The following is a 14454-nucleotide window of genomic DNA, read 5'->3' as shown; positions in this document are numbered from 1 at the left end:
CGGGATTAACGATGCACCAGATCCGCCACTGGAACCAAATTTCGATTCCGGGCATATTGTTTGCCGGGGACGGAGAGCCACGGCTTTGTAATCAGGCCTGGAGGCCAAAAGGTAAAATGCGTTCGTTCCTTATTGCGTTCACTTCCGTGATGCTGTTCGCGGCCGGCGCCGCGCAGGCCAAGGTCGACATCACCATCGACAAGGACAACCAGCAGATGACCGTCGCGGTCGACGGCGTCGCGCGCTATCACTGGCCGGTCTCGAGCGGCATCCCCTCGCGCGAAACGCCGAACGGCACCTTCCGCGCCTTCCGCATGGAAGAGGATCACTACTCCAAGGAATTCGACGACGCGCCGATGCCGCATTCGATCTTCTTCACCAAGATCGGGCACGCGATCCACGGCACCGACTCGGTCAACCGCTTGGGCACACCAGCCTCGCATGGCTGCGTGCGGCTGTCGCGCGACAACGCATCGACGCTCTACGCCCTGGTCCAGAAGGAAGGCGTGCTCAACACCACGGTGACGCTGACCGGCTCGGCGCAGGTCGCGCTGGCGCGCAATCCGCGTGGACGCAACGGCACCGCGGTCGCCCGCCGCGCGCCGCAGCAGGACGAGCAATACGGCACCGCCGCCGCCGGCGACCCTGTCGTCCTGACACCGCAGCCGCGCGAATATCCGGCGCAGGCCCGCGCCGATGATGGCTACATCTATCCGGCCGACGGCAGCTCGACTGCGCAGCGCTACCCGGCGCCGCCGTCAAGCCGTCGCGTCTACGACGCGCAGGCCTATGGCCAGCAGCAATATTACGGCAATCAGGGCTACGCGGCGGCGCCGCAAGGCACCTATCAGCCGCGGCCGTACTACCAGCAGCAGCGCAGCTTCTACGGCAACAACTATCAGGACTGAGACGCAGTCTCTCTTGATCCACTGACGGCGCCGCAGGCAGCGCGCCGTCAGTTCACGCTCCCCTCACCCGCTTGTGACCGTCGCAAAAGGCCCGCGCCGCCCTGCGCCGTGGCCCGTCGTCGCGCCGTCATCTGATTGTAAAATTAGCCCGATATTCGGCGGCAAGAGCGCCCGCCCGGCCCCTGGAGGCCGATTCACGCGGAATGCCCATGAAACCAGGGCGAGAAGCGCGGGTCGCGTAGGCAATATCAGAGGTCGACATGAAACGGGGCATCATTGTCCTTTGCCTGTGCATCGTGGCGATGGCCGGCTATTTCACAACGGACAGATGGGCCATCCGTCACACCACGCTGACGTTCCACGACGTTCTGCGCGACGATCGCGACGTGACGGTCGAGGTCGCGGTCCGGCGCGACCGGCAAATGCAGGCGATGGCCGAGATGATCGAGCTGCCGGTCGCGATCCTGAGCCACGGCAACACCGTCAGGAACACCGAGTACTCGTTCCTCACCAACGTGTTCGCGTCACGCGGCTATCTCGTGGTCAGCATCCAGCACGATCTCGACAGCGATGCGCCGATGGTGACCAAGGTCGGCGAGGAATATGTCGGCCGCCGCATGCAATATAATCGCGGCGTCTTCAACATCATGTATGCGATCGACGAGCTGAAGAAGCTCTATCCGAACGCAAACTATCGCGCGCTGACGCTAATCGGCCACTCCAACGGCGGCGACATCTCGATGTTCTTCGCCAGGCAGCATCCTGACCTGGTCAAGAAGGTCGTGACGCTGGACAATCTGCGCGTCCCCTTCATCACCGACAGCAAGATCAAGATCCTGTCGTTCCGCTCCAGGGACCCGGTGTTCAAGGCCGATCCGGGCGTCGTACCTGACGACGAGACCTGTGCGAGACTCGGCATCAAGGTGGTCAGAACCGAATTCCAGCACAACGACCTCAGCGACCGCGGCCCTGACAGCGCGAAATCGTCGATCCAGGCGGGCGTGGAGCAATTCCTCGACGAGGACGGCGGCGAGAGCGCGCCGACGATGCCACTGCTTGCGGCTTCGACACCCGCCTCCGCGACGACAGCACCGGAGAAGAAATAGCCATCGCGGTGACGTCGACTGGCGCTCTCCGATGCTGCCGGGCAGTGCTTAAGCACGCGCGCTGCGGTGGGCCCTGGCAACGAGCCAGATCGCCGAAAGCAGGAAGTAGAACGCGCCGAATCCCGCATAGGGAGCCACGTCCAGAATCGTCGGTGCGACGGTGCCGATCGATCGGCTGATCATGTAGCCGCCGGCCAGTGCAGACTGTGCACCACTCAGGACCATCGCCCATTGCGCGCCAACATGGCGCCAGCGCCTGACGCCGGTGGACAATTGCAGCAGACCCGCGAGGATCGCCCAAACCCCGAACACCGCCAGAACCGCATAGGTGTCGCGGCTGACCGCCACGATCACGGCGAGCGTCGTGATGGCACTGACCACGACATTCAATGCCTGGGACGGGTTGGCCTTCAGCCCGCCGTTGACGCGCCCGTCCGCCAGATTGGCGATGGCGTCCCATGCCGGGTAGATCACGAGCAGGAACGCGGCAGGGCCCGCTTGCCCACTGAAAAGAACGGCCGCGGCGACCCAGGCGATCGAGAAGAGCGCGCGCCCGAAATAGTAGGATTGCAGCCAGCTGGATTGGGCCGAAAGTCGGCTTTGCATTAATTGACTCCCATGTTTACCTACCTACTAGTAGGTAAATAAACATCCCCGGTCAATCGGGCACAGGGACACCTTCTTGTGTCGAACAGCTGTGCCACCGCGCCTTGACAACTTACCTATCGGAAGGTAGGCGCCGGCATGAACCCAATGATTTCGACTTCAGAGCGGATTCTCGACGTCGCGCAGTCCCTGATCGTGGCGGGCGGCTATAACGGGTTCAGCTATGCCGACATCTCGGATGCGATCGGCATCAGGAAGGCCAGCATCCACCATCACTTCCCGACCAAGGCCGAGCTGGTTTCGGCGCTGGTCGATCGCTACCGGCAGCAGACCGAGCTGGGGCTGAAGTCCCTGCTGGAGCAGTCCGCGAGCCCGGCCGACCAACTGCAGTCCTATGTGAGCTTCTGGCAGACGTGCATTCGAGATGCCACGCTGCCGTTCTGCGTCTGCGCGATGCTTGCCGGCGAGATGCCGATGTTGCCGGACGAGGTCGCATCGCGCGTCCGCGCCCATTTCCATCATCTTGCGCGATGGCTTACGTCGGTGCTGCAGGCTGGCGCAGAGCAGCGCCTGTTCCGGCTGGACAAGCGGCCCGAAGATGAGGCCCAAACGCTGATGGCGTCGGTTCACGGAGCCATGCTCTCTGCGCGGGCTTTCAACGACCCCGAACTGTTCACTGCGATCGTCAGCTCAGAGATCGCGAAGCTGCTGGACCGCTAGAGCCTACTGCTCGCCGTCGCGCAGGCGCCGGTAGACCGCGCCCAGCACGTTCGAATAATCGTCGGTCCAGACCCGCTGCTTGTCGTTGGCGTCGGTCTCGGTCCAGACGTCAGATGATGCGAGCTTGCCGACGTCCTCCTCCTCGCGCGCGGAGACCACGACCGAGGTCGAGAAAATGTATTCGTTGTCGCGCCCGGAATCCTCGCTATAGACCCAGCTTTTCATGTCGTTGGCATCGGCGATGCCGACCACGACGCTGGCAAGTTCAAGATGCCGGTTGGAGACGTGCATCACGACCGCGCCCTGCGGCGCCAGCTTCTCCTTGTAGATCGCCATCGCCTCCTCGGTCGCGAGATGGATCGGGATCGCGTCCGACGAATAGGCGTCGACGATGATGAGATCGTAGACGCCGTCCGGCTCCTTGGCGAAGGTCAGCCGCGCGTCGCCGATCACAGGCTTCAGGTTCGGCTCGCAGCTCTGGATGTAGGTGAAGTATTTCGGGTCGCGCGCGGTATCGACCATCGACTGGTCGATCTCGAAGAATCGCCAGTCCTCGCCGGGGGCCAAGGCGCAGGTCAGCGTTCCCGAGCCGAGCCCGATGACAGCCACTTTCAGCGGCGTACCCTTGCGCTCGCGCATTGCGGTGATGGCCTGCCCGATGCCGCCGTCCTTGTGATAGTAGCTGATCGGCTCCGGCTTTCCGCTGACCGGCGTGCCGTCGTCGTTCTTGAACTTCTCGGCGCCATGGATCGTGGTGCCGTGCATCAGCACGTGATACTGCCCGTTCGGCGTCACCACGATCTTGTGCACGCCGAAGAAGCTGCGCACGGTTTCGACGCGGCCGTCGTCGGATGGATAGGTGCGCAGCACCACCAGCGCGACGGCGACGGTGGCGAAGATCTTCCAGCGATTGGCATTCAGTGCGAGCGCGAGCAGCGCCGAAAGCACACCGACCGCGCCGATCACCCACACCCGGTGGTCGTCGAACCAGTTGAAGATGTCGCCGGCCGAATAACTCGGCGCGATCAGCGCCACCGCCAGCATCGCAAGGAACGGCCAGTACCAGGCGCTCCAGCGCGGCAGCCGCTCCGCGCCGCCGCGCGGACGGCACAGCGCCGCGAGCGCCAGCAGGATCGGATATTCGGCGATCCACGAGAAGGTGAACGGCGCGATGAGCCCCGCGAACAGGCCGCCGACCATGCCGCCGAACGACAGCGCGACATAGAAGCCGGTGAGATATTTCGCCGCGGGGCGGGTGCGCGCGAGCTCGCCATGACAGGCCATCGCGATGATGAAGAAGCAGAGCTGATGGCCGCCGAGCGTAAGGAGCAGGTTCTGCTCGCCGCCGACCGCGAGCAGGATCACCACGCCGGCAATCGCCAGCGGCTGCGCCAGCAGCATCCATTTGTGCGGCAGCAGCGGCCGCGACTGGAACACCAGCACCCAGGTCAACAGATACAGCGACAGCGGCAGCACCCACAGCAAGGGAGCGGCCGCAACGTCGGTCGAGATATGCGCCGTCACTGCGATCAGCAGGCCGGACGGCACGGCAGCCAGGAAGATCCAGCGCGCCCGCCGCGACCAGGACGGCGCCAACGCATTGGCATCATCACCTTGCGCGTCGCGTGCGGCGGCATAGGCCGGCGACCGCAACAGCAGCACGCCACAGCTTGCGATCAGGACGATCAGCAGCCCATAGCCGCCGGTCCAGATCAGATTCTGGGTGCGCAACGTGAACATCGGCTCGAGCAGCACCGGATAGGACAGCAGCGCCAGGAAGCTGCCGATGTTCGAGGACGCATAGAGAAAATACGGGTCGGGGCCATTGGAGTGTCCGGTGCGCACGAACCAGGCCTGCAGCAGCGGATTGTTGGCGGCGAGCGCGAAGAACGGCAGGCCGATCGACACCGCGAACAGGCCGAGCAGCCAGACCGCGTAGCCCGAGGTCGGCGGCTCGCCCCAGCCGCTTTTGATCGAGAGCGGCAATGTCAGCAGCGCGACGGCGAGCAGCACGAGATGCACCACGATCGGAATGATGCGGTTGTTCAGCTTCATCAGCAGATGCGCATAGGCGTAGCCGCCGAGCAGCAGCGACTGGAAAAACACCATTGCCACCGACCATACCGCCGGCGAGCCGCCGAGCCGCGGCAACACCATCTTGGTGAACAACGGCTGCACCGAGAACAGCAACAGCGCGCTGACGAAGATCGCGGCGGTGTAGACAACCAGCACCAGCCGGTTACGCGAGGCGGACGGCTCAGACGACATGAATACTCCCGGTCACGATCCGGCAGATCAACACCGGGCAGATGCATTGCATTGAATCATAGCGCCACGCAGCGGGCAACACGGCCACCGATGCCAATCGCTTGAGCGGTTCAGCCAGTCAGCACATCATCGGTTGAACTTGCCGCGCCGGTGAGCGGCGCAGCTGCGTCCATCTGCGGCCGGAACGGTGTTCGTCCCATCCAGGGCTGCATTTCCAGATGTTGCAGCCAATCCTTGACCGACGGGATCCAGCCGAGATCGTCCTTGACGTGCTGCTCGCCGACCGTCCGCACCGGCACCTGCTTGCCGGCGCTGTTGGTCAGCGTCGCACCGAAGATCTTCTCGCAGAGGAAGATGCCTTCACTGTGATGACGCAGCGCGCGGTGCCGCACGTCGGCGAGATGCGCCTTGCTCTCGTCGAACCAGTCGTGGATCGGCAGGTAATCCTCGGGAACACCGCCGAACAGGCGCGCCGAACGCACGGCATGATGATAGGGATGCGCCATCGCAGTCTACCTCGTGATCTCTGCGTTGCGGGTCACCGGATCGGCGGCAGGGTCGTCGGTCACGGTTCCGGCATCGAGATCGACCGTGAACGCGCCGTACAGAACATGCTCGCCGGTGCCATAGCCGCTGCCGAGCAGCATGGTCGCAAACTCCGTGCACAGCCAGTCGTGAACAAAGGAGTCGATCTGGTTGTGCTCGCCCCTCTCGTCGTACCGGCGCGTCACCCCGCGCGCGACCAGCCGGTCGAGCAGCTTGCGCGCGACGAGTTGATCGACCAGTGCAGCGGTGTCGATGCGCGTGCCGTCCTGAAGCGTGGCACTCTCCAGCCAGGTGAAACCCTCGTCATTGCCTCCGTCATAGCGACAGTAGAGCTGCCGCACGCCGAGATCGGTGAGCACCGGAACGACCGCAGCGAGCAAACGCTGCCGGACAAAGACGGCCTGCGTGGCGCGTGCGGCATGCCAGGCCGCCGTCGCCTGCGGACTTGGCGCAGCCGGAGTCCTGCGGCCACGCAGGCGATCCCACAGGCTTGGTCGCGAAACCGGCACCTTGTCCGGCGGCGGTTCGGGCGGGACGTCCAGAGAAAAATGCACGGGGTCGTGCTGCCCACCATATTCCGGCGCCGGCAGATAGACGAACTGGTCGGCACGCGGCGGCGGCAGATCGGAATCGTCGTCGGGCCACTCGATTTGAGTTTGATCAAAAACAAACGGCATATGCACTCCACGGTTTGGCAAGACTGAACGAACGAGGCGCCCTGCCTGCCCCGCTTGGGGCTCACGGCCCCACAATCTCGGTCGAATTATCGTATCCGGATCGGTACGGTTTTGTGACCCACCGGATGCGAGGGCATCGCGGACGGTGGCCGGATGAGATCATCCGGCCTATAGAAGCACCATGTCCAATCATGAAGTCGACGTCGTCATCATCGGTGCGGGGCACAACGGCCTCACCTGCGCGGCCTATCTCGCGATGGCCGGGCTCAAGGTCAGGGTCGTCGAGCGCCGCAAGGTGGTGGGCGGCGCCGCCGTCACCGAAGAATTTTGTCCGGGCTTCCGCAATTCGGTCGCGGCCTACACGGTGAGCCTGCTCAATCCGCAAATCATCTCCGACCTGAAACTTGCCGAGCACGGCCTCAAGATCGTCGAACGCCGCGCGCAGAACTTCCTCCCCGCACCCGACGGCAGTTGCCTGCTGACCGGCGAAGGCCGCACCCAGCAGTCGGTGGAGAGACTGAGCCAGCGGGATGCGGCAACGATCGGCGTGTTCTCCGGGGAACTCGAAGCCATCGCCGACGTGCTGCGCCAGTTCGTGCTGCGCGCGCCGCCGAACCTCGTCGAAGGCTTTAGCCTCGGCGCGGTGAGCGAGGCCTTCAACGCGCTTGGCACCGCCAACATCCTGCGCCGGCTGTCGCTCGAGCAGCAGCGCAATCTGCTCGACCTGTTCACCCGCTCGGCCGGCGAGATGCTCGACGAGCGTTTCGAGAACGACCTCGTCAAGGCGCTGTTCGGCTTCGACGCCATCGTCGGCAATTATGCCAGCCCCTACGCGGCCGGCTCGGCCTATGTGATGCTGCACCATGCGTTCGGCGAGGTGAACGGCAAGAAGGGCGTCTGGGGCCACGCGATCGGCGGCATGGGCGCGATCACCCAGGCGATGGCAAGCGCCGCGCGCGGCCATGGTGCCGAGATCGAAACCGACGCCGGTGTCCGCGAGGTGATCGTCGAGAAGGATCGCGCCACCGGCGTCATCCTCGACAATGGCGCGACGGTGCGCGCCAAATATATCGTCTCCAACGTCAACCCGAAGCTGCTCTACACGCGCCTGGTGCCGGAGGGCGCACTGGCAAGCGAATTCCGCACGCGCATCGGGCGATGGCAGAACGGCTCCGGCACGTTCAGGATGAATGTGGCGCTCGGCGCCCTGCCCTCGTTCACCACGCTGCCCGGCCCGGGCGATCACCTCACTGCGGGCATCATCATCGCGCCTGGTCTCGGCTACATGGATCGCGCCTGGCGCGACGCGCGTGAATTCGGCTGGAGCCGCGCGCCGGTCGTCGAGGTGCTGATCCCCTCGACGCTCGACGACAGTTTGAGCCCGCCGGGTCAACATGTCGCGAGCCTGTTCTGCCAGCACGTCGCGCCGCAACTGCCGGACGGCAAATCATGGGACGACCATCGCGAGGAGGTCGCTGACCTGATGATCGCAACCGTCGATGACTACGCCCCCGGCTTCGCGGACAGTGTGATCGGCCGCCAGATCCTGTCGCCGCTCGACCTCGAGCGGCAGTTCGGCCTACTCGGCGGCGACATCTTTCATGGCGCGCTGACGCTGAACCAGCTGTTCTCGGCGCGTCCCATGCTCGGCCATGCCGACTACCGCGGACCGCTGCGCGGTCTCTACCATTGCGGTTCCGGGGCTCATCCAGGCGGCGGGGTCACCGGCGCCCCCGGCCACAACGCCGCGCGGTCCGTCCTCGCCGATCATCGCGCGCTGTTCGCATAGAGCGGACGGCGCATCGCGGGCCGCGGTCGGGGCCGGGCCAAGCTGTGGACAGGTCTGTTGAGAGGCTGTGGGTCGACCGTAGCCAGAGGTGGTGTGCCTTGGCGGGACAATTGGTGAGTATCCCGGTGGACTGCCTGTGGAACGGAGGCCGACAACCCCGAGGACGACGCGCTGGATGTCGTGTGGACAGGCTGCGTACGGCTCTGTGGACAACCTGTCAAAAAGAAAACACCGGGCCTGGTTGCCCGGTGCTTGCTCGAGAACGCCGTCTGCGAAATTACTTGAGCGAGCTGGCGACAGTGTTGAACGTCCCGCTCAAGTTCGTGCCGACGCCATTCACCGCAGCGATGATGGCGATGGCGATGCCGGTCGCAATCAGTCCGTATTCGATAGCGGTCGCGCCGGATTCGTTCTTCAAAAACCTAACGAAAAGAGTCTTCATTGCAGCCCTGCCCTGGGTTGTGATGCCTTGGAACGAAGGGTGTTCCCGAGTTCCGCCTCCGTAGTAGTACGGCGGTATCTAAGGTTGTCTGAATCGGGAACCTATCAATTCTCGCGATATTCGATTGAATCCGGCTTGAAATTTTAACAAAAACCGCGCTACCGGCCTCCGATGACCCCGTCCACACACCGTGCCAGCATCACCCTTTCGGACGAATCGACCGCAAAACGCGTGGTCGACGCGCTTTCAGAGCTGTTTTTCGAGGATCAGGCGGCTTTTGCGGCCTTTGAGCGGCCGGACGGCCGCTGGGATGTCACCGTCCATTTTGCGGAGCCGCCGGACCAAACCTTGTTGCGCGAGCTGGTCGGACAGGCTGTGCGGCCCGATGTCGCATCAACTTTGGTATTTGACACCATCGAGGCGAAGGACTGGGTCAAGGCCAGCCTGGAAGATCTGGTCCCGGTCGCGGCCGGCCGGTTTATCGTCCATGGCCAGCATGACCGGCACAGGATACCGCCGAACAAGCTCGGGATCGAGATCGAGGCGGCGCTCGCCTTCGGCACCGGCCATCACGGCACCACGCGCGGCTGCCTGCTGCTGCTCGACCACGTGCTGAAGGCCGATCAGCCCCGCCGGGTGCTCGATCTCGGCACCGGGACCGGCGTGCTGGGGATCGCCGCCGCCAAGGCGCAGCATCGCAAGGTGCTGGCGAGCGACATCGACCCGCCGTCGGTCAAGGTCGCCGCCGAGAATGCCCGGCTGAATGGGGCAGGACATCTGGTCGATGTGATCCGTGCCACGGGCTTTGCATCGCCGCGGTTTGCCGAGGACGGGCCGTTCGATCTGGTACTCGCCAACATCCTCGCCAATCCGCTGCGCCAGCTGGCGGGGCCGATGGCCCGGCACCTCGCATCGTCGGCGCAGGTCATCCTCTCGGGCCTGCTGACGCATCAGGCTCCGGCGGTCATTGCCGCCTATCGCGCCCGCGGGCTGGTGCCGCTGCGGCATCTGAAGATCGAGGGCTGGAGCAGCCTGCTGCTGCGCTCGGTCAGGTGAAATGACCGCGACCGGCAGACAGTGCGGCGACTGCACGCTCTGCTGCAAGGTGATGGCGATCGAGGAGCTGGCGAAGCCGGCCAACGCATGGTGTGCGCATTGCAAGCCGGGGCGCGGCTGCCGGATCTATCCAAGCCGGCCGGCGGAATGCCGCGCGTTCAGCTGCGTCTGGCTGGTCAACGAACTGCTGGAGGAGCACTGGAAGCCCTCCCGATCGAAGCTTGTCCTGACCACGTCGGACGACGGGCTCGAGGTCAGATGCGATCCGGGTTTCCCGGATGCCTGGCGCAGGGAGCCGTTTCGCAACGAGCTCAGGGAATGGGCGATATCCGGCGAGCCGCTCGACATGACCGTCGTCGTCATCGCCGGTCAGCGCATCACGCTGCTGACGCCGGAGCGCGAATTCGATCTGGGTGTCGTCGGTCCCGATGAGCGGATCGTGCGTGAACTCAAGGGCACCAGGGTCGTCAATGTAACCGTGGCGAAGGCGTCCGACCTCGCACCGTAAACGCGATCTGCGGATTGGCTATTCGGGTGCTGCGGAATCGCGGCCGGCCGTGTCGGCCTTGTCCTGACCGGCTGCGCGCCTGGCCCGCGCCTCGACCAAACGGTCGAGCATTTGCACGATGACGCCACGTTGCTTCTGCTCGACCGGCGCGATCGGCCCGCGGCGAACCGGCGGCGAGATCTTCTCAAACGTGAATGCAGGCATCGTGCATCTCCTCACCGTTGAGTTGAGACACTCCTGGACGCCCCCCGTACGCAGACCGTCGATGGTGGACATCGTCCGGTCACTTCCACTATGCCATGATTCAAGCATAAGTTATGCCAAAAATGTGGTCATGCCTCAGCGCGTCGGCGCGAAGCTCATGCTGCATCCGAAGAGAGTGCAAAGGCAATGTTCGAAGCCCATTTCCAGACGTTCGAAGAGCCCGAAGGCGGCGTGGCGCTGACCGCGCGCTTAAGCGCACTGCGCGAGGAACTGGCGCGGCGCAAGCTGACCGGGTTCGTGGTTCCGCGCGCCGATCAGCAGCAGAATGAGTATGTTGCCGCGTCCGAGGAGCGGCTTGCCTGGCTGACCGGCTTCACCGGATCGGCCGGGCTCGCGATCGTGGTGAGCAAGGAAGCCGCCCTGTTCGTCGACGGGCGCTACACGCTGCAGGCCGGCAAGCAGGTCGATCGCAAGGCCTGGCAGGTCGAGCCGCTGGTCGAGCCGCCGCCGGAGCATTGGCTGACCCGGCATCTGGCAGCCGGCGACCGCCTAGGATTTGACCCTTGGCTGCACACTTCTGCGGCAGCCGAACGGCTGGCGGCGGCCTGCGCCAAGGCCGGCGCCGAACTGGTCGCCGTCGACGGCAACCCGGTCGACACGATCTGGAGCGAGCGGCCGGCGCCGCCGCTCGGCCCGGTCGCGATCCACGGCGCGCAGTTTTCCGGCGAGATCGAGGCCGAGAAGCTGAAGCGCATCCGGCTCGAGATCCACAAGCTCGGGGTCGATGCGCTGGTGCTCTCCGACAGCCACGCGGTGGCCTGGACCTTCAACATCCGCGGCGCCGACGTCTCGCATACGCCGCTGCCGCTGTCCTACGCGCTGGTGCCGAAGGAAGGCCGGCCGCTGGTGTTCATCGATCACCGCAAGCTGTCCAACGCGACCCGCGACCATCTCGAACAGTCCGCCGATGTCGAGGAGCCGGCAGCGCTGACGCAGAAGCTCACCGAGCTCGCCAAGCGCGGCGCCTCGATCGCACTCGACAGCGCGACCGCGGCCGACGCGTTGAGCCACCTGATCGCCGGCGCCGGCGGCAAGCCGGTGCGCGGCAGCGATCCGGTCAGCCTGCTGAAGGCGGTCAAGAACCTCACCGAGATCGACGGCACGCGCACCGCGCACCAGCGCGACGCGGTGGCGCTCGTGCGCTTCCTCGCCTGGATCGACCGCGAGGCGCCCTCCGGCCACCTCACCGAGATCGACACCGTCGAGGCGCTGGAGACCTTCCGCCGCCAGACCGGCGCGCTGAAGGACGTCTCGTTCCCGACCATTGCCGGCACCGGGCCGAACGGCGCCATCGTGCATTATCGCGTGACGCGCAAGAGCAACCGCCGCATCGAGCCCGGCGATCTGCTGCTGATCGATTCCGGCGCGCAATATGAGGACGGCACCACCGACGTCACCCGCACCATCGCGATCGGCAAGCCGACCGACGAGATGCGCGACCGCTTCACCCGCGTGCTGCGCGGCCATATCGCGATCGCCCGCGCGATCTTCCCCGACGGCACCACCGGCGCGCAGCTCGACAGCTTCGCGCGGCAACATCTCTGGCAGGCCGGGATCGATTTCGAGCACGGCACCGGCCACGGCGTCGGCAGCTATCTCAGCGTCCATGAAGGACCGGCGCGGATCTCCAAGCTCGGCACCACGCCGCTGAAGCGCGGCATGATCCTGTCCAACGAGCCCGGCTACTACAAGACCGACGCCTACGGCATCAGGATCGAGAACCTCGAGCTGGTGATCGGCACCGACATTGCCGGCGCCGAGAAGCCGGTCAACGCATTCGAGACGCTGACGCTGGCGCCGATCGATCGCCGCCTGATCGAGGTCAGCATGCTGAGCGAAGGCGAATTGAGCTGGCTCAACGACTACCATGCCCGCGTCGCGCGTGTGGTTCGCCCGCATCTCGACGACAACGCCACCAAGCTGTGGCTGGACGAGGCGACGGCGGCGCTGAAGTAGCCGACGTCAGGCCGTTCATCCTCGGTCGTCATCCCCGCACTCGGTGTCATCCCCCGCGAAAGCGGGGGATCCAGTACGCCGCGGCCTATCCGTTAAGCAATGACCGCCTCTGGAATACTGGGTCCCCCGCTTTCGCGGAGGACGACAGCGGTGTTTGTTGCGCGAGACGAAACATCACCGCTTCGCCTCCCGAAATGCATGGGCGTATGCCGAAACACCCGTATTCCGCGCGAACGGGCACGCTACAGTCTTTCCACAATGCTGGATCGGACCTGAATGCACGGCGTGATGGGCAAGCCGCCCGGCGCGGCCCAAGACAAAATCAGAGACAACACTAAAGACAACATCGCGACATCGAAGGTCATGCTGCTGATGCTCGTCGTGATGACGGGCGTCGCGCCGATCTCGCTCTACATGCTGGTTCCAGCGCTGCCGGTGCTGGCGACCACGTTCGGCCGCGACATCGGAATCGCGCAGATGACCGTGTCGCTCTACATGGTCGGCATCGCGCTCTCGCAGCTGATCATGGGACCGCTGTCCGACAAGTTCGGCCGTCGGCCCGTGCTGCTCGCGGGCCTCGGCCTGATGGTCGTGGCCGGCATCGGCTCTGACTTCGCCGAAACCCTGCCGCAACTGATCGCGGCGCGCTTCTTCCAGGCGCTCGGCGGCGCCAGCGGCATGGTGATCAGCCGCGCCATCATCCGCGATCTCTATCCGCGCGAGCGGGTCGGCGCTATGATCAGCCTCGTCGTCGCCGCGCTGATGATCGCGCAGATGGTGAGCCCGCTCACCGGCGGTCTGCTGGAAACCACATTCGGCTGGCGCGCGATCCTCTATCTCATCACCGCAGCGTCGCTGATCACCACGATCTTCATCGCGCTGGCATTGCCCGAAACCCGCCGCGACCGCACCGACAGCTCCAGTTTCCGCGGCGATCTCGGCAGGCTGATGCGAAGCCGCGCCTTCGTCGGCTATCTGCTGTGCCAGGTGCTGGCCTCGCAGATCATCTTCGCCTTCGCCGGCGGCGGTCCCTATATCGTGGTGACCCAGATGGGCCGCAGCAGCGCCGAATATGGCGCGTGGTTCGCGATGACGGGGTTCGGCTACTTCATCGGCAATCTGCTCTGCGTCCGCTTCGCGCCGCGCCACTCGCTGGAGAAGCTGATCTGGTTCGGCCTCGCGCTGCAGGTCGGCGGCAGCCTGTTGAACCTGATCTGGAGTTTCGCCGGGCTGAACCAAGCGCCGCTCTGGCTCTTCGGCACCCAGATGATCGTCATGGTCGCCAATGCCTTCGTGATGGCCAATTCCGCTGCCGGCGCCATCAGCATTCGCCCCGAGGCCGCCGGTACCGCCTCCGGCGCCATGGGCTTCCTGCAGCAGGGCATCGGCTCGCTGATCTCGCAGTTCGGCGCCTATCTCGGCGGCCACTCGACCACGACGCTGCCGCTGACATCGGCGCTCTTCGCGATCTCGCTCGCCTGCGCCTGCACCATGATCTTCGTCGTGCCGCGCCGAAATGTGGTGGTCAGCGAAGAGCTGATCGCGCAGGCCGAGGAGGATGAGCAAGGGATGATGTGAGGCGTGCGCTCGTACCGCGCTCTCGCCTCG

General features: G+C 65.0%; 14 protein-coding genes. 8 read left to right on the top strand and 6 right to left on the bottom strand.

Features of this window, described 5'->3' with window-relative positions:
- Positions 1-116: 116 nt before the first annotated feature.
- Together AAFG07_RS13180 and AAFG07_RS13175 are read left to right on the top strand one after the other, a co-directional pair.
- The gene (locus tag AAFG07_RS13180) at positions 117-908 is read left to right on the top strand and encodes a L,D-transpeptidase (RefSeq protein WP_342727643.1); all 792 of its coding nucleotides are present in this window, start codon (positions 117-119) and stop codon (positions 906-908) included.
- Between the two features lie 260 nt (positions 909-1168).
- A complete protein-coding gene (locus tag AAFG07_RS13175) occupies positions 1169-2014 on the top strand; it encodes an alpha/beta hydrolase (protein WP_229169895.1) in 846 nt (281 codons plus the stop codon).
- 48 nt (positions 2015-2062) lie between these two features.
- Here AAFG07_RS13175 and AAFG07_RS13170 read toward each other — a convergent pair whose 3' ends face one another.
- Positions 2063-2620 carry a DUF308 domain-containing protein gene (locus tag AAFG07_RS13170; protein WP_342727642.1) on the bottom strand — a complete coding sequence of 186 codons (558 nt, stop codon included), beginning with the start codon at positions 2618-2620 and terminating at the stop codon, positions 2063-2065.
- A gap of 138 nt (positions 2621-2758) precedes the next feature.
- On the opposite strand from AAFG07_RS13170, the gene AAFG07_RS13165 reads away from it, so the two are divergent.
- Complete coding sequence (locus AAFG07_RS13165) at positions 2759-3340, top strand: TetR/AcrR family transcriptional regulator (RefSeq protein ID WP_342727641.1); 582 nt, start codon at positions 2759-2761, stop codon at positions 3338-3340.
- 3 nt (positions 3341-3343) lie between these two features.
- Here AAFG07_RS13165 and AAFG07_RS13160 read toward each other — a convergent pair whose 3' ends face one another.
- The 3 genes from AAFG07_RS13160 to AAFG07_RS13150 form a co-directional block, all read right to left on the bottom strand.
- A complete protein-coding gene (locus AAFG07_RS13160) occupies positions 3344-5608 on the bottom strand; it encodes a fused MFS/spermidine synthase (RefSeq protein ID WP_342727640.1) in 2265 nt (754 codons plus the stop codon).
- 110 nt (positions 5609-5718) lie between these two features.
- Positions 5719-6114: a hypothetical protein gene (locus tag AAFG07_RS13155; RefSeq protein ID WP_342727639.1), complete on the bottom strand. Its 396-nt coding sequence runs from the start codon at positions 6112-6114 to the stop codon at positions 5719-5721.
- 6 nt (positions 6115-6120) lie between these two features.
- Entirely contained in the window at positions 6121-6831 is a 711-nt protein-coding gene (locus tag AAFG07_RS13150; RefSeq protein WP_342727638.1) for a hypothetical protein, read from the bottom strand.
- Positions 6832-7012: 181 nt separating this feature from the next.
- On the opposite strand from AAFG07_RS13150, the gene AAFG07_RS13145 reads away from it, so the two are divergent.
- Positions 7013-8620 (top strand): NAD(P)/FAD-dependent oxidoreductase, encoded by a 1608-nt coding sequence (locus AAFG07_RS13145; protein ID WP_342727637.1) that lies wholly within the window; start codon positions 7013-7015, stop codon positions 8618-8620.
- Between the two features lie 277 nt (positions 8621-8897).
- Here the strand turns inward: AAFG07_RS13145 and AAFG07_RS13140 are convergent, their stop codons facing one another.
- Positions 8898-9062: a Flp family type IVb pilin gene (locus AAFG07_RS13140; protein WP_342727636.1), complete on the bottom strand. Its 165-nt coding sequence runs from the start codon at positions 9060-9062 to the stop codon at positions 8898-8900.
- A 171-nt stretch (positions 9063-9233) separates the two neighbouring features.
- On the opposite strand from AAFG07_RS13140, the gene AAFG07_RS13135 reads away from it, so the two are divergent.
- Both AAFG07_RS13135 and AAFG07_RS13130 read left to right on the top strand, forming a co-directional pair.
- Positions 9234-10118, top strand: a complete 885-nt coding sequence (locus AAFG07_RS13135) for a 50S ribosomal protein L11 methyltransferase (protein WP_342727635.1) — start codon at positions 9234-9236, stop codon at positions 10116-10118.
- Position 10119: 1 nt separating this feature from the next.
- Positions 10120-10626 (top strand): hypothetical protein, encoded by a 507-nt coding sequence (locus AAFG07_RS13130; RefSeq protein ID WP_342727634.1) that lies wholly within the window; start codon positions 10120-10122, stop codon positions 10624-10626.
- Between the two features lie 18 nt (positions 10627-10644).
- On the opposite strand, the gene AAFG07_RS13125 is transcribed toward AAFG07_RS13130, so the two are convergent.
- Complete coding sequence (locus AAFG07_RS13125) at positions 10645-10830, bottom strand: hypothetical protein (RefSeq protein WP_212310534.1); 186 nt, start codon at positions 10828-10830, stop codon at positions 10645-10647.
- Positions 10831-11016: 186 nt separating this feature from the next.
- On the opposite strand from AAFG07_RS13125, the gene AAFG07_RS13120 reads away from it, so the two are divergent.
- On the top strand, positions 11017-12846 hold the full coding sequence (locus tag AAFG07_RS13120; protein ID WP_342727633.1) for an aminopeptidase P family protein: 1830 nt from the start codon (positions 11017-11019) through the stop codon (positions 12844-12846).
- Between the two features lie 276 nt (positions 12847-13122).
- Complete coding sequence (locus tag AAFG07_RS13115; protein ID WP_342727632.1) at positions 13123-14424, top strand: multidrug effflux MFS transporter; 1302 nt, start codon at positions 13123-13125, stop codon at positions 14422-14424.
- Positions 14425-14454 lie beyond the last annotated feature (30 nt).

This window comes from Bradyrhizobium sp. B097 (assembly GCF_038957035.1).
Lineage (GTDB): Bacteria > Pseudomonadota > Alphaproteobacteria > Rhizobiales > Xanthobacteraceae > Bradyrhizobium.
Note: the sequence above shows the minus strand (reverse complement) of the source record. Positions and strands in the feature narration are given on the sequence as shown.